The 17,913-nt window shown below is 63.7% G+C and carries 19 protein-coding genes; 9 read left to right on the forward strand and 10 right to left on the reverse strand.

Annotated features, from left to right (window positions below; translation table 11 throughout):
* Nucleotides 1–171: 171 nt before the first annotated feature.
* Together pncB and ABIC09_RS26950 are read right to left on the reverse strand one after the other, a co-directional pair.
* Nucleotides 172–1,476, reverse strand: a complete 1,305-nt coding sequence (pncB, locus tag ABIC09_RS26945) for a nicotinate phosphoribosyltransferase (protein WP_354111144.1) — start codon at nucleotides 1,474–1,476, stop codon at nucleotides 172–174.
* A 79-nt stretch (nucleotides 1,477–1,555) separates the two neighbouring features.
* Nucleotides 1,556–2,476, reverse strand: a complete 921-nt coding sequence (locus ABIC09_RS26950; RefSeq protein WP_354034678.1) for a LysR family transcriptional regulator — start codon at nucleotides 2,474–2,476, stop codon at nucleotides 1,556–1,558.
* A 106-nt stretch (nucleotides 2,477–2,582) separates the two neighbouring features.
* Here ABIC09_RS26950 and pcaH point away from each other — a divergent pair, with 106 nt between their 5' ends.
* Complete coding sequence (pcaH, locus tag ABIC09_RS26955) at nucleotides 2,583–3,365, forward strand: protocatechuate 3,4-dioxygenase subunit beta (RefSeq protein ID WP_354111202.1); 783 nt, start codon at nucleotides 2,583–2,585, stop codon at nucleotides 3,363–3,365.
* Nucleotides 3,366–3,369: 4 nt separating this feature from the next.
* A complete protein-coding gene (pcaG, locus tag ABIC09_RS26960) occupies nucleotides 3,370–3,996 on the forward strand; it encodes a protocatechuate 3,4-dioxygenase subunit alpha (RefSeq protein WP_354111145.1) in 627 nt (208 codons plus the stop codon).
* A gap of 25 nt (nucleotides 3,997–4,021) precedes the next feature.
* On the opposite strand, the gene ABIC09_RS26965 is transcribed toward pcaG, so the two are convergent.
* Complete coding sequence (locus ABIC09_RS26965) at nucleotides 4,022–4,636, reverse strand: LabA-like NYN domain-containing protein (RefSeq protein ID WP_354111146.1); 615 nt, start codon at nucleotides 4,634–4,636, stop codon at nucleotides 4,022–4,024.
* Nucleotides 4,637–5,170: 534 nt separating this feature from the next.
* Nucleotides 5,171–5,560 (reverse strand): nuclear transport factor 2 family protein, encoded by a 390-nt coding sequence (locus ABIC09_RS26970; RefSeq protein WP_148755413.1) that lies wholly within the window; start codon nucleotides 5,558–5,560, stop codon nucleotides 5,171–5,173.
* Between the two features lie 119 nt (nucleotides 5,561–5,679).
* Between ABIC09_RS26970 and ABIC09_RS26975 the strand changes: the two genes are divergently transcribed.
* Together ABIC09_RS26975 and ABIC09_RS26980 are read left to right on the forward strand one after the other, a co-directional pair.
* On the forward strand, nucleotides 5,680–6,630 hold the full coding sequence (locus ABIC09_RS26975) for a GlxA family transcriptional regulator (protein WP_502917703.1): 951 nt from the start codon (nucleotides 5,680–5,682) through the stop codon (nucleotides 6,628–6,630).
* A 94-nt stretch (nucleotides 6,631–6,724) separates the two neighbouring features.
* Nucleotides 6,725–7,114, forward strand: coding sequence for an SPW repeat protein (locus ABIC09_RS26980; protein ID WP_354084931.1), 390 nt, complete (start codon nucleotides 6,725–6,727; stop codon nucleotides 7,112–7,114).
* Nucleotides 7,115–7,122: 8 nt separating this feature from the next.
* On the opposite strand, the gene ABIC09_RS26985 is transcribed toward ABIC09_RS26980, so the two are convergent.
* Nucleotides 7,123–8,028, reverse strand: a complete 906-nt coding sequence (locus ABIC09_RS26985; protein WP_148755416.1) for a helix-turn-helix domain-containing protein — start codon at nucleotides 8,026–8,028, stop codon at nucleotides 7,123–7,125.
* Nucleotides 8,029–8,078: 50 nt separating this feature from the next.
* Here ABIC09_RS26985 and pobA point away from each other — a divergent pair, with 50 nt between their 5' ends.
* Complete coding sequence (gene pobA, locus ABIC09_RS26990; RefSeq protein WP_354111148.1) at nucleotides 8,079–9,251, forward strand: 4-hydroxybenzoate 3-monooxygenase; 1,173 nt, start codon at nucleotides 8,079–8,081, stop codon at nucleotides 9,249–9,251.
* 203 nt (nucleotides 9,252–9,454) lie between these two features.
* Here the strand turns inward: pobA and ABIC09_RS26995 are convergent, their stop codons facing one another.
* Nucleotides 9,455–11,605: a CHASE2 domain-containing protein gene (locus ABIC09_RS26995; RefSeq protein WP_354111149.1), complete on the reverse strand. Its 2,151-nt coding sequence runs from the start codon at nucleotides 11,603–11,605 to the stop codon at nucleotides 9,455–9,457.
* A gap of 19 nt (nucleotides 11,606–11,624) precedes the next feature.
* Nucleotides 11,625–12,293: a hypothetical protein gene (locus ABIC09_RS27000; protein WP_354111150.1), complete on the reverse strand. Its 669-nt coding sequence runs from the start codon at nucleotides 12,291–12,293 to the stop codon at nucleotides 11,625–11,627.
* A 264-nt stretch (nucleotides 12,294–12,557) separates the two neighbouring features.
* Here ABIC09_RS27000 and ABIC09_RS27005 point away from each other — a divergent pair, with 264 nt between their 5' ends.
* From ABIC09_RS27005 to ABIC09_RS27020, 4 genes are all read left to right on the forward strand, one after another.
* The gene (locus tag ABIC09_RS27005) at nucleotides 12,558–13,499 is read left to right on the forward strand and encodes a methyl-accepting chemotaxis protein (protein ID WP_354111151.1); all 942 of its coding nucleotides are present in this window, start codon (nucleotides 12,558–12,560) and stop codon (nucleotides 13,497–13,499) included.
* A gap of 149 nt (nucleotides 13,500–13,648) precedes the next feature.
* Entirely contained in the window at nucleotides 13,649–14,095 is a 447-nt protein-coding gene (locus ABIC09_RS27010) for a hypothetical protein (protein WP_354111152.1), read from the forward strand.
* Nucleotides 14,096–14,221: 126 nt separating this feature from the next.
* Complete coding sequence (locus ABIC09_RS27015) at nucleotides 14,222–14,506, forward strand: hypothetical protein (RefSeq protein ID WP_354111153.1); 285 nt, start codon at nucleotides 14,222–14,224, stop codon at nucleotides 14,504–14,506.
* Nucleotides 14,507–14,636: 130 nt separating this feature from the next.
* Nucleotides 14,637–15,065 (forward strand): CHRD domain-containing protein, encoded by a 429-nt coding sequence (locus tag ABIC09_RS27020; RefSeq protein WP_354111154.1) that lies wholly within the window; start codon nucleotides 14,637–14,639, stop codon nucleotides 15,063–15,065.
* 54 nt (nucleotides 15,066–15,119) lie between these two features.
* On the opposite strand, the gene ABIC09_RS27025 is transcribed toward ABIC09_RS27020, so the two are convergent.
* From ABIC09_RS27025 to ABIC09_RS27035, 3 genes are all read right to left on the reverse strand, one after another.
* Nucleotides 15,120–15,485: a VanZ family protein gene (locus ABIC09_RS27025; RefSeq protein WP_354034662.1), complete on the reverse strand. Its 366-nt coding sequence runs from the start codon at nucleotides 15,483–15,485 to the stop codon at nucleotides 15,120–15,122.
* 152 nt (nucleotides 15,486–15,637) lie between these two features.
* On the reverse strand, nucleotides 15,638–17,230 hold the full coding sequence (locus tag ABIC09_RS27030) for an EAL domain-containing protein (RefSeq protein ID WP_354111155.1): 1,593 nt from the start codon (nucleotides 17,228–17,230) through the stop codon (nucleotides 15,638–15,640).
* Between the two features lie 142 nt (nucleotides 17,231–17,372).
* On the reverse strand, nucleotides 17,373–17,537 hold the full coding sequence (locus ABIC09_RS27035; RefSeq protein WP_354111156.1) for a hypothetical protein: 165 nt from the start codon (nucleotides 17,535–17,537) through the stop codon (nucleotides 17,373–17,375).
* Between the last annotated feature and the right edge of the window lie 376 nt (nucleotides 17,538–17,913).

The following is a 17,913-nucleotide window of genomic DNA, read 5'->3' on the forward strand; positions in this document are numbered from 1 at the left end:
AGAACGCTGCTTAACTCGACCTGAAAGAGCCGAGAGATTGTCTTGCAGGGTGAAAGCGTTGTGAAACGGATGCGCGCAGATCGCTGCAAATGCCGCTGAGCCGGAACCCGCGCGCCGATGCCGCGAATCCGACTCCCGCGATTTACTCGATTGAGAGAATTTGGATCGGGACTAGACCAGCACAGGCTTGCGCACGCGGCCGGCATCGCCGAACACGCGCAAATAGCGCTCGATCTCCGAGGGAAGACCGGTTGCCTTCTCCGGATTGTCGGAGAGCTTGACGGCCGGATGTCCGTCGACCGATGACACCTTGCACACGATCGAGATCGGATCGAGATTGAATGAGCCATCCGGCGCGCAGCCGACGAAATCGTTGGTGAGGTTGGTGCCCCAGCCGAAGGAGAGCCGCGAGCGACCGGAGAAGTGGTGATAGGTCTCCTCGATCGAGCCGACATCCATCGCGTCGGAGAACACGAGCAGCTTGTCCTTGGGGTTGCGGCCCTTCTTCGCCCACCATGCGATGATCTCTTCGCCGGCCTGGATTGGCGGCGCGCTGTCGGGGCGGAAGCCGGTCCAGTCCGCCACCCATTCCGGCGCATCGCGCAGGAAGGCTTTGGTGCCGAAAGCATCCGGCAGCGCGATCAGCAGATTACCGCCATAGGTCTGACGCCACTGGTCGAGAACGCGATACGGCGCCCAGCGCAATTCTTCGTCGTCCTTGGCGAGCGCGGCGGCGACCATCGGCAGCTCATGCGCATTGGTGCCGATGGCTTCGAGATCGTTGTCCATCGCCAGCAGCACGTTGGAGGTGCCGATGAAGGACGAACCCAGGCCCTCCTTCACCGCTTCTACGCACCAGCGCTGCCACAGGAAGCCGTGGCGGCGGCGGGTGCCGAAGTCGGACAGCCGCAAATTTTCCAGCTCGCGCAGCCGCTCCACCTTGGTCCATAGCTTGGCCTTGGCGCGGGCATAGAGCACGTCCAGCTCGAAGCGGCCGCGGCCCTTCATCGCCGAACGCGAGCGCAATTCGTTGAGGATGGCGAGCGCCGGAATCTCCCACATGGTGGTATGGGTCCAGGGCCCGTGGAAATGCAGCTCGTACTGGCCCTCGACCTGGCGCAGCTCGTATTCGGGAAGGCGGAATTCGGCGAGCCAGCGGATGAAATCCGCGGAGAACATGTGCGTCTTGCCGTAGAAGGTGTTGCCGGCGAGCCAGATCAACTCCTTCTTGGTGAAGCGGATGGTGCGGGCATGATCGAGCTGGGCGCGCAGCTCGCCCTCGTCGATGATCTCGGCAAGGCGCACATGGCGCGAACGATTGATGACCGAAAACGTCACCTGTTGATCCGGGTATGATTCCCGAATCAGCTGTAACATCAATAGCTTATAGAAGTCGGTATCAAGCAGGCTGCGGATGATGGGATCCAGCCGCCAGCTGTGATTGTAGGTTCGGCTCGCGATATCGGTCACTGTCATGTGGGAATTCTAGCGTGGCTCTCCCTGCGCAACCAGTGGGTTTGGCGAGGGGCGGGCTTCCGAAACTTGGGACGGGGTCTCAAGTCTCCGCGGCGGTCGCGGCCACGGCTTCGAGTTGGGCCCTGATCCAGCGATGCGCCGGGTCCTTCTGATAGCGCTGGTGCCAGACCATGAACATCGGCAGTTCGGCCAGCGTTCGCGTGCGTGAGGCCAGCGGTATCAGCGCATGCGCGAAGCCACGCATCACGCCGGAGGCCAGCAGGCTCGGCATGCTCGCCAGCATCTGCGTCCCGCGCAGGAACGACGGCACGCCGGAGAAGCTCGGCACGGAGATGGCAATGTCGCGGTGGAAGCCGTTCGCGGCGAGCCGGCGGTCGAAATCGAGCCGCTCGTTGTCGGTATAGACCACGGTGATGTGGCGCGCTGCGAGATAGGCGCTACGGCTGCCTGGTGCGGTGCGCGCCTTGGGATCGTAATAGCAGACGTAATGATCCCGCAGCAGCCGCTTCTGCACGATGTCGATGCCGGACGGCGGCAGCGGTGTGATCAGGAGATCGCAACGATTCTCGCGGAGCATCGCAGGCGAGGGCGACTGCGATGGGATTAGACGCAGATTGAGGCTCTTCACCTGCGCGGCGACATGTCCGAAGAAGCGCGGCAGCAGCAAATCGCGCTGAAGGTCGTTGGCAGCGATCGTCAGCGAGAGCTGCGCGCTCGCCGGCTCGAACGTGACACCGCCTGCGAAGCTGCGCATCTCGTCGATCAGCGCCCGCGCTTTTGCGGCCAGAGCCTGGGCGTGGGCGGTCGCGACAATGCCACGGCCGGATTTGGCGAACAGCGGATCGCCCGCGATCCGCCGCAGCTTGTTCAGGGCGTGACTGACGGCCGACTGTGTCAGGCCGAGCCGGATTGCGGCGGCCGTCACCGAACCTTCCTCCAGCACCGCGAGGAACAGTTCGAGGGCGTGCCCGTCGAGCGCCAAATGATCGATTTTTTTCATGAAATATATTATAATCGATCTATTTATCTGTGGAATAGGCCGGCCCATGATCTCCCGAGAAGCCGCGCGCCAGGACCGGCCGCAGCCAAAGGGAGAGACAACGCCGATGAATGCCCAGGCGCCAGCCTTAAGGGATCGCCGCCTCAACGCTCCCGAGCCGTTTACGCCGCGTGATGGCGGCTTCTTCCAGCGCGACCGCGCCATCCACCCGCCGGCCTACGCGCCCGGCTACAAATCCTCGGTGCTGCGCTCGCCGCGTCAGGCGCTGCTGTCGCTGGAGAGCTCGGTCTCGGAGATCACGGGGCCGGTGTTCGGCCACAACGATCTCGGCCCGCTCGACAACGATCTGATCCGCAACTACGCCAAGGACGGCGATCCCGTCGGAGAGCGCATCATCGTCCACGGCCGCGTGCTGGACGAGACCGGCCGCGGCGTGCCGAACACGCTGGTCGAGTTCTGGCAGGCCAATGCCGGCGGCCGCTACCGGCACAGGAAGGACACGTATCTGGCGCCGATCGATCCGAATTTCGGCGGCTGCGGCCGTGCTCTGACCGACGACACCGGCTATTACTACTTCCGCACCGTGAAGCCTGGGCCCTATCCCTGGCGCAATTTCGTCAACAGCTGGCGCCCCGCCCACATCCATTTCTCGGTGTTCGGCTCGGGCTTTGCGCAGCGGCTGATCACTCAGATGTACTTTGAGGGCGATCCGCTGATCCCGGTCTGCCCGATCCTGACGACGATCCCGGACAAGGACGCGCTCGATCGCCTGGTGGCGCCGCTCGACCTCAACGCCTCGACGCCGTTCGACTCACTCGCCTATCGCTTCGACATCGTGCTGCGCGGCCAGCGCTCCACCTATTTCGAGAACCGTCCCGAAGGGAACTGAGCCCATGCCGCAGCCGCTCAACTATCTCAAGGAAACCGCCTCGCAGACCGCCGGACCCTACGTTCATATCGGCCTGATCCCGGCCATGGCCGGCTTCGACATTTTCGAGAAGAACTTTTCCAACGTGCTGGTGACGCCGAACACGAAGGGTGAACGCATCACGCTGGAAGGGAGGGTGATCGACGGCAGCGGCACGGTGCTGCGCGACGTTCTTTTGGAGATCTGGCAGGCCAACGCGGCCGGCCGCTACAACCATCCGGCTGATCGTTCGGCCGGCGCGCTGGACGAGGACTTCCGCGGCTGGGGCCGTGCCGGCTCCGATTTCGAGAGCGGACTCGTCACCTTCGAGACCATCAAGCCGGGTGCGATCGTCGACAGGGCCGGGCGCAAATGCGCGCCGTACGTCGACATCTGGATTGTCGCCCGCGGCATCAATATCGGGCTCAACACCCGGCTCTATTTCTCCGACGAAGCAGCCGCCAACGCCGCCGATCCCGTGCTCAATCTGGTCGAGCCTCCGGTGCGTCGCAACACGCTGATCGCCACCCGCAGCGAGCGCGCCGGCAAGGCCGTATATTCCTTCGCGATCAATCTGCAGGGACCGGACGAGACGGTGTTCTTCGACGTCTGACGATCCAGGGATCGTCAGGCCCAGATTATTCCAGCTGGTCGCTTCGATTCACCGTTCCGCGCGCGATGAATTGCGGCGGTTGCTGACGCATCTCGCGCGATCCCGGCCGTTCCGCCGGATCGCGCCCCACTCTCGGCTTCAGTTCCGCCAGGTCAACGAAGATGTCCGCCTGTCGGCGCAGTTCGTCGGCGATCATCGGCGGCTGGCTGGCCAGCGTGGAGATGACGGTCACCCGGACGCCGCGGCGCTGCACGGCTTCCACCAGCGAACGAAAATCTCCATCGCCTGAGAACAACACGATCTGATCGACGTGCCCGGCGAGCTCCATCGCCGTCACGGCGAGGTCCACGTCCATGCTGCCCTTCACCTTGCGGCGGCCGGTGGTGGCGTCGACAAACTCCTTGGTGAGCTTGGTGACGACGGTATACCCGTTATAGTCGAGCCAATCGATCAATGGGCGGATTGACGAGTATTCCTGATCGTCAATGAGTGTCGTGTAGTAGAAGGCCCGCAGCAACGCGCCTCGGCCGCGAAATTCGCTGAGCAGACGCCTGTAATCGATGTCGAAACCGAGCGCCTTGGAGGTGGCATAGAGATTGGAGCCATCGATGAAGAGCGCGATCTTCTCAAACGAAGACATTAAGCACGAAACTCCAGTTTCGCATGGAAGCCGGCAGCTTCGACCGCGAGGGCTCGATGTGTCGGCCGGGAAAACACTGAGGTCGCTGACGGCTTGCTGAAAAAGCAGCGCAGACGACCGGACAGGGTGTGGCCGTCTTGCGCCAAGGCTAGGGAGGTCCGTGCCACCAGCGTCTGGGGCGCCGAATGCAGCCACGATAAGGCGTGCGCATTCCGCGCTCAATCGTACGGAGGTAAACGAATTCTATCCAAAGGGTTGGTCGCTCTATACCAAGGTAAGTAGAAGCGCCGGGAATAGTGGCGGGCCCGGTCCGAATTCGCCTGATCCCGGCTATGGCCGCCTTCGATTTTCGAGCGACGAGCGCGCTGTCATGGTCGTATATTCTTCGCGATCAACTTGCAGGGGCCGGAGAAGGTCTTGTTCTTCGATGTTTGCTTCACGTGATCAGGAATGAGCCGGCCGCATCCGATGGTGAGGCCGGCTCTCTTGTCGTGGTGGAGCTTGCACCGCCGAGCTCCGTCGGTGACGTGCCAGCTAAAACCCGGTCGGTCCCACCGCTCCGACCCAGCGCTTGACCTTGGTGGGATCTTTTTCGTCCATATAGAAGAAATGGGCCATCGTCGGTCTCACGGGTTCGATGCTGGGATCGTCGAAGCGCATCGCGACCTTGCCGTGGAAGATCTTGAGCTCAGGGCTGTCCCAGTACTCGACGACGTCATGCAGCGCGGTGAAGCCACGGTCGATGAACTGCCGCAGATTGTTGCGGATCGCATCGCGGCCGTGCCAGTCGGCAACGCCGAGATTGCAGATCGCATCGTCGGCGAAACAGTCAAAACCCTTGCCAAAGGTCTTGTCGTCGATCTCCTTCCACATCGCGAGAAGCCATTCCGGCGGGGCGGTCTTGGTAAAAGTCTTCGTGGTCATGGTCTCTCCTCGAGGCTGGACAGCGGCAACATAACCGGGCAGTTTTGGCGCAAATGCCAAAGACCCCTCGTTTCTCGCCAAGCTCCATTTCTCGTGCCACGCGGAGTTCCGTGCGCGTGATCGAAGTGCTGGCTTATCCATCGGTACAGCTGCTCGACGTCACCGGACCGCTCCAGGTGTTCGCGACCGCCAACGAGCAGATCGTGGAGGCCGGCGGAACGCCGCCTTATGCGCTTCGCGTGGTGGCGAAAGATCGCGCGCGGGTGACGGCGTCCTCGGGACTGGCGATTGCAACGGAGCCGCTGCCGCGCGCCGGCAGCGGGCTGGACACGTTGGTTGTCGCAGGTGGTCCGGGTGTCGATCTCGCCGCCTCCGATCCGGTGCTGTTGGACTGGCTGCGGCAGCGCGTGAAGAAGGCGCGGCGCGTGGCGTCGGTTTGCACCGGCGCATTTCTGCTCGGTGCATCCGGCGCGCTCGACGGACGCCGTGCGGTGACCCATTGGTCGTATTGCGCCGAGCTCGCGCGGCGTTTCCCGGCCGTGCGCGTCGAGCCAGATCCGATCTTCGTGCGCGATGGCTCGATCTGGACCTCGGCAGGCGTAACCGCCGGCATCGATCTGGCGCTGGCCCTGGTGGAGGAGGATCTCGGCCGCACCACCGCGCTGGCCGTGGCGCGCTATCTCGTCGTCTTCCTCAAGCGGCCGGGCGGACAGGCGCAGTTCAGCGAGGCGCTGTCGCTGCAATCCGCCGAGGATGAATTCGGCGCGCTTCACCAGTGGATCAGCAGGCATCTCGCCGGCGATCTCTCTCTGTCCAGACTGGCACGCGAGGCCGGCATGAGCGAGCGCAGTTTCAGCCGCCATTATGCCAAGACGACCGGACTGACGCCGCTGCGGGCCATCGAGCGGTTGCGGGTGGAAGCTGCGCGGCGAATGCTGTCGGAGACGCGCCTGCCGGTGAAGCGGATATCCCAGCGCTGCGGTTTCGGGTCGGAGGAGACCATGCGCCGCAGTTTTCTGCGCGTGCTGGCCACGGCGCCGCAGGACTATCGTCGTCGGTTCGGTTCCTGAGCGAGACCAAAGTCTAGCCAATAAGCCCACGCCGAATGGGAACCAAATCGCTTCCCAGTCTTTGCTCCGACGGGTCCCCCGCGGAGGGTGTGTCATGAGCAGGCTGCAAGAGCGCGAAACTGTCCCTGACGTCTATAATCTGTTTCTCGCCGCCGTTCTCTTCATATCGCCATGGCTGTTCAAATTGACAAATAGTCAGGGCAAGATCGACCTCTGGGTCACGAGCGCGATCATCGTCGTGCTCTCGCTGGCGGCCATCATCGCTTACCGGGACTGGGAGGAATGGATCAACGTCCTGATGGGCGTCTGGCTCGTCGCGTCGCCCTGGCTGCTCGGATTTCCGCATACGCGGGCGATGCATCTGAGCATCGGCTTCGGCGTCCTCATCGTGCTGCTGGCGCTGCTCGATCTCTTCCTGCATTACGAGAAGCGGCATCCGGACGAAGCGCCGGTGGAATCCGCGCAGGAGCGAGCGCACCAGTAACATGTGGATCAGCCTTCATCGCCATGAATCTGAGCGCGAAAGGCGCGCGGTGACAGCCCGGTGGCTGCGGCGTAGACCCGGCTGAAATAGGCGGGGTCCTCGAAGCCGAGCGCATAGGCGATCGTCGAGACCGGAAGATTTGTATAGACGAGGTTGCGGCGTGCCTCGCGGATCAGCCGGTTCAGGATCAGGTGCGAGGCGGTATCGCCGGTTGCCGCGCGCGTGATGCGGTTGAGATGGGTCGGCGTGATCGCCAGCGCGTTCGCGTAGTCCGCAACGGTCCGGCGCTCCAGATGATGCTGTTCGAGCAGGGCTTCGAAGCGGCGGAACAGATTTGATTCAGAGCTGCTGCTGGTGCCGCTCTCGGCTGTAAGCGCTCGTGCCACGAGGCCGATCATGGCGGCCGACAACGCGCGCAGCACATGCGCGCGGCCGAAATCGCGCGCGGCGTGCTCGGCAAAGATCTGTTTCATCGTCGCGCGGATCTGCGGCGTGCCGCGAACGACGGCCGATCGTGACAGCACGCCGCGCAGGCCCTCGGCGGCGAGCAGTGCCTCGTCCAGGATTTCCGCGGCGATGGTCAGAACCCAGCCCTGGGTCTCCCGCACGAAACGGAAGCCGTGGACATGGCCGACCGGCACGTTGACGATCTGCATCGGCCTGAGCGGCACCACGCGTCCGTCGAGTGTCGCCTCGCCGCCGCCGCGCTCGATCAGCAGCACCTGGTGCAGCCGGGCGTGGCGGTGCACGGCGAGCGTCCAGTCATGCAGCACCGAGCGCGACGCAATCGTCTCGCAATGGACGACGTCCGGCAGGTCGCCGGCTTCACCGAACAGATTGTAGACCCGGATGGCCGGGGCGGGGGCTGCGGTTCTCATGTTCGAATAGTACAAGACAATGGCGAAAGCCTCCATCGGTACAGGCGGCGGAATCTGCAAAAAATTGCCGACGGGAGGACGGAAAAATGAAAGTTCAGGTTTGCATCATCGGCGGCGGGCCGTCCGGGCTGCTGCTGTCCCAGCTCCTGCACCTGAAGGGCATCGATACCATCGTGCTGGAGAAATACAGCCGCGAGCACGTGCTGGCGCGCATCCGCGCCGGCGTGCTCGAGCATGGCTTTGCCCGGCTGATGCGCGAGGCGCAATGCGGCGAGCGGATGGACCGCGAGGGCGAGATCCACAACGGCTTCGAGATCGCCCATGACGGCGTGCTCTCCCATGTCGATCTAAACAAGCATTCCGGCGGCAATTCGGTGCTGGTCTACGGCCAGACCGAGCTGACGCGCGACCTCTATGAGGCGCGCGACCGGCTCAGTGGCAAGGTCGTGCATAATGCCGAGGACGTGACGCCGCATGATCTGACCTCCGACCGGCCCTACGTGACGTATCGATCGAACGGCGAGACCGTCCGCGTTGATTGCAACTACATCGTCGGCGCCGACGGATTTCACGGCGTCAGCCGCAAATCGATCCCGAAGGATGTGCTGCGTGAATATGAAAAGGTCTATCCGTTCGGCTGGCTCGGCGTGTTGTCGCGGACCAGGCCGGTGTCGCCTGAGCTCATCTACGTGAAGCATGCGCGCGGCTTTGCGCTCTGCTCGCTGCGCTCACAGGTGCTGAGCCGCTATTACCTCCAGGTGCCGCTGACTGACAAGGTCGAAGACTGGTCGGACGATGCATTCTGGGCGGAGCTGAAGCGTCGCCTGCCCGATGAGGTCGCAGACCGCTTGATCACCGGCCCCTCGATCGAAAAGAGCATCGCGCCTTTGCGCAGCTTCGTCGCCGAGCCGATGAGCTATGGCCGACTGTTCCTCGCCGGCGATGCCGCCCACATCGTGCCGCCGACCGGCGCGCGCGGGCTGAACAGCGCCGCTTCCGACATCTATTACCTCTACCACGCGATGCTCGCGCACTATCAGGATGGCGACGATTCCGGGCTGGCGGGCTATTCCGCCAAGGCATTGGCGCGGATATGGAAGGCGCAGCGCTTCTCGTGGTGGATGACGATGCTGCTGCACCGTTTCCCCGATCGTTCCGAGTATGAAGATCGTCTCCAGCAGACCGAGCTGGAGTACCTGTTGTCGTCCGAGACGGCGCAGCGGTTGCTCGCGGAGAATTATGTGGGGCTGCCGTTTTAGGTTTGTTACGTCTGATGCTGGCTTCTTTCCTTCTCCCCTTGTGGGAGAAGGTGGCGCGAAGCGCCGGATGAGGGGTTTTCTCCGCGGATGTCGCCGCCTGAGAGTTATGTGCGGATAGAACCCCTCACCCGTCTCGCCGCTGCGCGTCGAGCCACCCTCTCCCACAAGGGGAGAGAGTGCATCGGTGCACCTGGCTCGCGCCGCTACTTCCCTTCCAGCGTATTCACCGCCGTCCAGTTGGCCGGCGGTGGATGCGCCGCCAGTGTCCGCGCACGCTTGGCAAAATATCGGCACGGCGGATCGTCGCCGGCGGCGCTCTCGAACAGCTCGGCCGCTTTGGCGAAGTCGCGCGCACGCCAGCACGCAAGCCCGCTGGCGTAAGTTGCCGTGCGGATGCCCTGCTCCTGCGTCTCGTGGTTCTTCTCGGCGAGCGGCTCGTACACCCTGATCGGCTCGTCGCGTCCCTGCACCCTGACCATGTCGAGCTCGCGCCAGGTGTAGGCGCTGCGGCTCTGGTTCACAGTCATCTCGGACGCCATGATCACGGTGCCAAAGTATTTGTTGGCGCCTTCGAGCCGCGAGGCGAGGTTCACGGTATCGCTCATGACGGTGTAGTTGAAGCGCCGGCGCGAGCCGATATTGCCGACTACGGCTTCGCCGCTGTTCAACCCGATGCGGTGGGCGAGGCCGCGGCCACGGAACGCGGGATGGCTTTCGTTGAGCTCCTCGAGCCGGTCGCGGCATTGCAGCGCGGCGGCGACCGCGTTGCGTGCATGATCGGGATCGTCGGCCGGCGCGCCGAACATCGCGACGATGGAATCGCCGATATATTTGTCGACATAGCCGCCATGGCTTTCGATGATGTCGGTCATGGCGGAGAGATAGTCGTTCATCAATGCGACCAGCTCGCTCGGCGTCATCTTCTCGGCGATCGAGGAGAAGCCGCTGAGGTCAGAGAAGAACATGGTGATGTTGCGCATCTCGCCCCCGAGCACGGGCATCTTGCCGGAGGCGACCATGCCGTCGATCACCTCGGGTGCGAGATAGAACGCAAAGCTCTTGCGCAGGAAGCGCTCCTCGCGGTCGGCGATCACGAAGCGGTAGCCGATCATCATGGCGAGCGCTGCGAGACCGGCGAGCACGGGCTCGGTCAGGGGCAGCGCGATGGCATGCGCGAATGTGCTGACGGCGACAGCAGCGTAGGCGACGGTGAGCCCAAGCCAGGTAACCGCCGCGCCGGTCGGAGCGAGCAGGCAGGCGGCAGCGGCAATGATCGCCGCGAAAACAATTGTCAGGATCGTCCGCAGCGGGAAGCCGAGCTCGGTGATGGCATCATGCTCGAGCAGATTTCGCACGACCGTGGCGTGAACGAAGACGCCGGCGACCGCGTTGCGGGCTTGTTGCGCGGTGCTTGCAGGCGCGGGCAGGGCGCATCGCGACCCGGGTGTCCCGTCATATCCGCTGGCCAGGCGCATTGAGGTGAGCTTGCGGTCTTCGAAATTGAGGATGCTGCCGAGCAGCACGATCTTGCCCTCGAAGGCGCGGCGGAAGAACTCGGTGTCGCCCTTTTCGACGCAGGCGCGCAAATCGGCGAAGGAATAAGTGGGGACGTCGCGGCCCATGCCGCGGAAATTGAGCGTGAGCGTGTTGGTGACCGCGCTCGGGATCGCGTAGCCGGACAATTTCGTTACGCCGATCGGCCCGGTCTCGGGCTTGGCACCGAGTGCGCGCGCGGCGAGCTCGACGGCCATTGCGGACACTGGCTGGCCCGCGATGGAAAAGCTTAGCGGCATTCGCCGGATTACGTCGTCGGCGTCGGTATGGACGTTGAGGGCGCGGATGTTGTCTTTCACCGCCAGTTGCTGCGCGCGATCCGGCCGCTCCGGATGGTCGTTGCTGAGAATTTCGCCGAGCACGAGCTTGCCGCTGTCGGAAAGCTTCCGCACGGCGATAAGGTAGTCCCGGTCAAATCCCTTCAAACGGCTGCCGAACGACGCATCGCCGAACGGAATCGCCGATTGCTCGATCGAGCTTTGAAAGATCACGTCGAAGCCGATGATCTTGGCGCCCCCGTCAGTGATACTTCCGAGCACCCGGCCGATCTCGCGCGTCCATGTCTGGGTCGGCGATCCCTTGAAAGGCGGCGTGTCGTAGGTCTCCCCATCGATGGCCACGACGACGACCGGTGACGTCGCGGGATCGCGGCGGTCACCGATGAGCTTCCAGCGCAAGGCCGTGAGGATGTCGAGCGAGAGCCCTTGCAGCGTCTGGAGCGGCGGAGACGTGAAAGTTGCGCCCGTAACGAGCGCTATCATGATCGCCGCAACGATGTCCCACCTGCCGATCCGCCGCATCGTTGCTGTCGCTGGCCGGCTATTCGAGCCGAAGCAGACGGCCGACGATCGGTGTCGGCGACGAGGTCGCGCTGGCGTCGACCTGGAAGGTGTAGCGCTTGGTGCCGAGCTTCGCGAGGTAGCTGCCGCCCGGCGTCAGCGACTTGCCGGCTTTCGAGAGGTCATAGAATTTTCCGGCGATCATGATGTCGTTCTTGAGCGGGAGGCTGATCGTGGGCTCCTTGCCGTCGGTGCGTTCGATCACCAGCGTGCTGCCGCTCTTGGCCTGAATCAGTGGCGCTGTACCGTAGATCGTCGGCAGCTTGGCCGGCGCACTGTTGGCATCGGATCGCATGGTGCGGAACGTGGTTGCCGCGCTCTGGTTCGCCTCGCGCTCGGAGAGCTGCGCGGCGTTGGCGTCGCAGGGCACCTTGACGCGCTGGACGTTGCCGAGTTGCACGGTGCTTTGCTCCGCGCCGACCAGCACGACGCCCTCGGTGATGGTCTCGCGCAGGCAGGATTTCAGATAGCTGAGCGTGATGCCAGCCTTGGGGCCGAGCTTGATGATCTTGCCGGGCGCCACGTAGTCCATGAATTCGATGCCGTCGACCTTGCCCTGCACGTCCTCGACGATGGCGGCGGGCGTCTCGCCAATGGCGGGAGCCGCGAGGCAAAACACGCCGGCGATCGCGCCGATCAGGCTTCTCATGACTTTTTCATCCAGTTCGAACAAGATACCCGAGTGATCCACGTGCCAGCGGGAGCCTAGCAGGGGATCGCCCAAGCAAGTGTGATCAGAATCACTCTTGGTATTGGTGCACCCTGGCAGGAACAGGTTCAAACCGGTGATGGCAGAAAACGGCGCCGCGGCAAACCGTGACTCTAGACGCGATGGCGCGATGGCAGACGGCCGGGGCGGCTTCGCCCGCGGTCCAGGTCCGGATGGCTCCCGGCCGCGCCTATATGTGCGACGGTGGCCTCTGGTTTCGGCAACGGCGTCGCAGCTTGCCCGGCGGCGGCCCAGCTCAGGGACGCGCAGCGCGAGTTCGGCGGCGACATCGGCCAGATCGTCCGCGCGCTGTCGGCGATCCTGAACGATGCAAGTGGCGTCGTCGGTCACGGCCGCACGCTGTTCGGTAGCGAGAACGGTTCTTCCGCCTCGTTCCTGACCCGCATCAAGCAGACGCTGGCTCACGCCTCGACCCTGATCGGCACTTGCGAGAGCGCCGGACGCTCGGTCGACCAGGCGCTCGCGGTCGTCGAGGATACGCTGGCAAAATTCCGTCAGGTCATTGCGGGGCTGGCGGAAGCCACGGTCGACATCACCCTGATCGGCATGAATGCGGGCCTCAAGGCGAGCCATCTCGGCAGCCGCGGCAGCGCTTTCGTCGTCATCGCGAACGAGCTCAAGACGACCGCCGATCAGGTCTCGGCCGGCGCCGGCCGCTTGCGGCCCGTGCTCGACGGCATCGAGCGCTCCGCCAATGAGTTGAAGGAGCTTCGCGTCCAGGGCGATCCCACGCAGCTCACCAATCTGGAGCCGCAGATCCTCCGGGCGCTGCGCGAGGTCGAGGCCGGTAACGAGCGGCTCGGCAAGCTTATGAGCCGGCTCGTCGACGAAGGTGCCGAATTCGAGGGCCTGATGAATTCGGCGCAAGGCCTGATGAGCTCGCTCGGCGAGTCTTCTGCGACGTTGCCCGCCGTCGCTGCGCGCCTGGAGACGGCAAGCGCAGGCGCGCATCGGCCGCAGCCGCAGGACGAGGCGCTGCTCGACGATCTGTTCGCGCGCTACACGATGGAGCGGGAGCGCGACGTCCACCGGGAATTTTTGCAAGCCCTCGGGCTGTCGTCGAGCGCCGCGGCCCGCCGGGTCGAGGCGGTCGTGCCTGCGGATGACGGCATCGAATTGTTTTGAGTTTGCAGCCGGCGTCGCGCATGCGGCACCGGAAATTTGACGAATTGGTTTTGCAAGGCATTAACCGTGCCGGAATACGCGCCGCATCAGTCATTGTCGCGCCCCAGAGTTCGTCGCAAATACGTTTGAATTTTACGACGGATGTTTTCATGCTGAGAGACGGCAAATACGCTGCCTGGTTTAGAACCCCGCGTGGCCAGGGCACAGGCCTTGTCGAATTGATCGAGGGGCGGATCTCGGGCTGCGACAGCTTCTTCACCTATGGCGGCTCCTATCAGGTCGATCAGCAACGCTTCACGGCTGTCCTGGCAGTGAAGCGCCATACCGAAGGCAATCCGAGCGTGTTTGGTCCTGATGAGGTCGAGGTCAATCTGACCGGCCTCTGCAGCGGCGCGATGGCGACGTGCTCGGGCACGGCGCGAGAGGCGCCGGAGGTCAGGTTCGAGTGCACGCTGATCTATAGCCAGGAAGAAGCGCTGCCAGCCGACGCCAGATGCGCGGTCGTCAAGCTCAATCCCGACAAGCTGCCCAAGGGACTGGACAGCCGGTCGCGGCCGCGGCCGCCGTTTACGCCCTCCAGGCCTCCCGCGTCCTGATGTGTCCTGCGCCTTAGCTTTGCGTTGACGCTGTTGCCGCGAAAGCGCCTGAAGACCGCACCGCGGCAAGAGTGCTTTTAGATGTGAAATCTAGGTTGAGGCCCATAACAAAAGGCGGACAGGGATATGCCTCAGATCTGGATGACTTATGACGAACTCGCGACGCTCAGCGGCTGCAGTGCCGCCGAGGCCAGGGTGCTGGCGCTGCATCTGTCGCTCGATCGCCGCAAGAGCCGCGATGGAAACACCCGCGTCAAGCTGGATTTCGCCTTGATGACCCGGTTCTTCGAAACCATTCGCGAAGGCGAATTCGGCGTCGATGACGCAATCACGGCGCTGCGCGAAACCCACCTGCAGATGTCGGGCGGTTTCACCTCCGGTCAGCAGAGCTTCAGGCGCGGCGTGGCGTAAGTCCGCCGCTTCCGGCCGCAGTCGGCTCCGTTCGAATCAGGCATAATCACCCAGCCGGAATTTGGCGCGACCTCTGGTGTTTCACACCGGAGCAGGTCGAAACCAATGAGATCCGGGCTGGGAGGTTACCATGATGAGAGCCGTGTGCCTGGCGGGTGCGTTGGGTTTTGCGCTCCCGTCTCTTCTTGCGACGGCGGTCCATGCCGAAGTGATCAAACTGCAGGCGGAACTCAGGGGCAGCAACGAAGTGCCGCCCAACACGAGCTCCGGCTCCGGCAAGGCCGAGGCGGCTTTCGACACCGATACCAAGATCCTGACCTACACCGTCACTTATGCGGATCTGACCGGTCCCGCGCTCGGCGCGCATTTCCATGGACCGAGCGAATCCGGCAAGAATGCCGGCATCGCGCTGCCGTTCAAGTTAACGCAAAGCCCGATCCACGGCACCGCAACCCTCACCGAGACGCAGGCTGCCGATCTCTTGGCCGGCAAATGGTATGCGAACATCCATACCGCGGCCAATCCAGGCGGTGAGCTGCGCGGGCAGATGGCAAAATAATCTGCCGGACCAAGCTGCGCATCGCGCTCGCGATGTGGGTCGACGCCGCTCGCGTCAGGACGGCGGTCTGGGCAGAAAAGCCAGAATGGTCTGGGCCAGGCTGACGCCGAGGATGCCGCCGGCCGCCTTTTGCAGCACGTCGATGAACCGCGGATCGCGGTCGGGCACCATCGCCTGCAACATCTCGAGCCCGACGGCGACGGCGATCACGAATGCGCAAGCCAGCCTGAAGCGTCCCGGCAGCAGGAAGGACAGCAGGAAGCCCAGCAGGCTGTAGGCGCTGAAGCGCTCGATGACCACGACCCAATAGGCCTCGGCATGGCCCATCAGCACCGGTCTGCCCGCAAGCGTAGCCAGCGTGGCATAGACGATCAGCGCAAGGCAGATGGCCGCAGCTGCGATGAGATGATTTCGGCGCATTGCAGCATCATAGCCGGTCGACCGGTGTGCCGCTCTCGAAAGCGGAGAATATCGTTAAGGGGCGTATGTCGTCGATTGTGGGTGCACGACTGGTGGTTCGCACCGGGACATGTTCGGAAGACAATTGTTCGAATTCGGGCCAGCCGGCCCGGTCAGGCCACCAGTGCAGTGTCGCCGGCTGGAGCCGCGACTGCGGTCGCCGCACGCCGCGACGCCATCAATTCGCTGAATTTCGCAAGGGGCAGGGGCGCGGCGACGAGATAACCCTGACCGTCCTCGACACCGCACGAGATCAGCGCGCGGACCTGCTCCTCGGTTTCGACGCCTTCCGCAACCACGGTCATGTGGAAATCCCTTGCGAGCGCCACCAGCATCTCCACGATCGTCGTGGTCGAGGCGTCGACCGTGATAGTGTCGACGAAGAACTTGTCGATCTTGATCGTGTTGGCGCCGAGACCCTTCAGCCGCGACAGCCCGCTATGGCCGACACCGACGTCGTCGATGGCCACGCGAAAGCCGTAGTCGCGCAACTCACGCACAACGGCGGCGGCGCGCGCCAGATCGTCGAGCTCGTCGCGCTCGGTCACCTCGATCACGATCTGCCGCGCGGATACGCGTGCCGCCGTGACGGTGCTGCGGAGCGTTTCGATGAAGCCTGCGCCGAGCATGTGCCTGGGCACGACATTGAACGAGAGCTTGAAATCCTTGTCGGCTTTGAGCTGCGGCTGGAGGTCGGCCAGCGCGCGGCCTAGCAGCTGCCAGGTCATGGCCTCGATCCGTCCGCTGGATTCCGCCAGCGGGATGAAGTTCATCGGCGGCACCACGGTGCCGTCTTCGCGCAGCCAGCGCGCCAGGATCTCGCAGCCCCTGATCTCGCCGGTGCGGAGATCGAAGATCGGCTGGAAGTAAGGCTTGAATTCACCCCGCGCCAGTGCACGATCGAGATCGGCGACGGGCCCCTCCAAGCGCTGCGTCCGCGACAGCAGCATGCCGAACAGTGCGCCGAGCACGAGCGCGGCCGCCATTGCCGGCCAGTAGGCCTCGCTGTTCCATGTCGACAGTACCGATCTGTCAATGCGGATGACCGCGCGCAACGGATAGCGCGCTGAGCTTTTCTCAAAATCAATCGGATGCGGCAGCGTCTTGCCGGCGTCAAGCGCGAACTCGCCGAGCTGTGCACCGTTCCTGAGCGCAAGCAGAACCTCGCTGTGGGCGCGCAGCTCGGCCGGCATGATGTCGAACAGGCTGGAATTGATGCCGAGAATGGCAACCAGTGCCTTGTTGTCGCCGATGTCCCTGAGCACGCCGAGCGCGTCGCCGCCGAACTGCTCGACACGAAACAGCATCAGCTTCGAATCGCGCGACGCAAGCATGTCGGCCCGATCGACCCAACCCTTGTCGAATTCGAGCGTCTCCGAATAGGCCGAGCAGATCACCGAGCCGTCGGAGTTGACGAGGCGGACGTCCTTCACGGCGGAGCGTTGGTAGACGTGGAGGCGGATCGCCTGGAGCGATGCGGGATCGCATGTGGCGAGCCCGCGGCCGGCCAGCTCGTCAAGGCTCGCGGTCGCGAAGTCGACAGCGAATTCGGACCGGCGCAGCACGACTTCGGTCAGCTCGTCGAGCTGGCGTGCCTGCTGATCCCGGATGAACCGCGTCGCCGCGATGTGACCGGCGAGCGCGAACGCAACCATGCCCGCAAGCACGGGCACCGCCAGTGAGAGTTTCGGCCATGCTGCTTTCATCCGGGCCGCAGAGGTTCAGAGAGAATGACCAGAACTCTAACCGCGGAGGCGCTAAGATAGGGTTTAAGGCGATCGCATGCGGTTACGTGACCGTCGGTTCAGCACCCGAAGGTCTCCGCCGCGACGGGTGGTGTCGGCCGCGTCAGGCGTGGCGGCGCAAATGCGATTTCACGCTGACGGGACTGAGATGGCGAGCACCGGTGCCCATTTTCCAGCTATCCGGCCTGGTCACCCACAATCGCCACGTCACGAACAGGATATTAACGCCGAACCAAATCGACATCACAATTAGGAAAGAGTTTGCCATGATCGGCTCCGCCTTCCGCATTCCTTTAGGGAACAATGCCGAGGCGGCCCTGGAGTTCCGCTCGTGGGTAAGCGATCGGCGCCGGTAGGGCGCGGCGTTCAACGCCGATTGTAGGACCAGCCCTTGTCGACATCGGTCGGGTAGCGGGCCGCGAAGTATGGGTTCTTGAGGCAGTTGCGCGCGGGATCATAGATCCGGTCCGCACATTCGTGGAAATTCAGGAATCGACAATCGAAGCCAAACGCACACCAGGGTGCCCCCTTCGGGAATCCGAACCCCACGGGAACTTGCGCCGACGCCACGGAAGGCAGAGCCAGGAGCAAAACTACGGCGAGTGTGCGGGACAACATGGTGCAATCCTCCATCAGACTATCGA

Source organism: Bradyrhizobium sp. S3.12.5 (assembly GCF_040548225.1).
Taxonomy (GTDB): Bacteria; Pseudomonadota; Alphaproteobacteria; order Rhizobiales; family Xanthobacteraceae; genus Bradyrhizobium; species Bradyrhizobium cytisi.

What these genes read in the sequence shown, in the direction of transcription:
- pncB (WP_354111144.1), bottom strand. Translation starts at nt 1,476, where the DNA reads ATGACAGTGACCGATATCGCGAGCCGAACCTACAATCACAGCTGGCGG.
- ABIC09_RS26950 (WP_354034678.1), bottom strand. Translation starts at nt 2,476, where the DNA reads ATGAAAAAAATCGATCATTTGGCGCTCGACGGGCACGCCCTCGAACTG.
- pcaH (WP_354111202.1), top strand. Translation starts at nt 2,583, where the DNA reads ATGAATGCCCAGGCGCCAGCCTTAAGGGATCGCCGCCTCAACGCTCCC.
- pcaG (WP_354111145.1), top strand. Translation starts at nt 3,370, where the DNA reads ATGCCGCAGCCGCTCAACTATCTCAAGGAAACCGCCTCGCAGACCGCC.
- ABIC09_RS26965 (WP_354111146.1), bottom strand. Translation starts at nt 4,636, where the DNA reads ATGTCTTCGTTTGAGAAGATCGCGCTCTTCATCGATGGCTCCAATCTC.
- ABIC09_RS26970 (WP_148755413.1), bottom strand. Translation starts at nt 5,560, where the DNA reads ATGACCACGAAGACTTTTACCAAGACCGCCCCGCCGGAATGGCTTCTC.
- ABIC09_RS26980 (WP_354084931.1), top strand. Translation starts at nt 6,725, where the DNA reads ATGAGCAGGCTGCAAGAGCGCGAAACTGTCCCTGACGTCTATAATCTG.
- ABIC09_RS26985 (WP_148755416.1), bottom strand. Translation starts at nt 8,028, where the DNA reads ATGGAGGCTTTCGCCATTGTCTTGTACTATTCGAACATGAGAACCGCA.
- pobA (WP_354111148.1), top strand. Translation starts at nt 8,079, where the DNA reads ATGAAAGTTCAGGTTTGCATCATCGGCGGCGGGCCGTCCGGGCTGCTG.
- ABIC09_RS26995 (WP_354111149.1), bottom strand. Translation starts at nt 11,605, where the DNA reads ATGCGGCGGATCGGCAGGTGGGACATCGTTGCGGCGATCATGATAGCG.
- ABIC09_RS27000 (WP_354111150.1), bottom strand. Translation starts at nt 12,293, where the DNA reads ATGAGAAGCCTGATCGGCGCGATCGCCGGCGTGTTTTGCCTCGCGGCT.
- ABIC09_RS27010 (WP_354111152.1), top strand. Translation starts at nt 13,649, where the DNA reads ATGCTGAGAGACGGCAAATACGCTGCCTGGTTTAGAACCCCGCGTGGC.
- ABIC09_RS27015 (WP_354111153.1), top strand. Translation starts at nt 14,222, where the DNA reads ATGCCTCAGATCTGGATGACTTATGACGAACTCGCGACGCTCAGCGGC.
- ABIC09_RS27020 (WP_354111154.1), top strand. Translation starts at nt 14,637, where the DNA reads ATGATGAGAGCCGTGTGCCTGGCGGGTGCGTTGGGTTTTGCGCTCCCG.
- ABIC09_RS27025 (WP_354034662.1), bottom strand. Translation starts at nt 15,485, where the DNA reads ATGCGCCGAAATCATCTCATCGCAGCTGCGGCCATCTGCCTTGCGCTG.
- ABIC09_RS27030 (WP_354111155.1), bottom strand. Translation starts at nt 17,230, where the DNA reads ATGAAAGCAGCATGGCCGAAACTCTCACTGGCGGTGCCCGTGCTTGCG.
- ABIC09_RS27035 (WP_354111156.1), bottom strand. Translation starts at nt 17,537, where the DNA reads ATGGCAAACTCTTTCCTAATTGTGATGTCGATTTGGTTCGGCGTTAAT.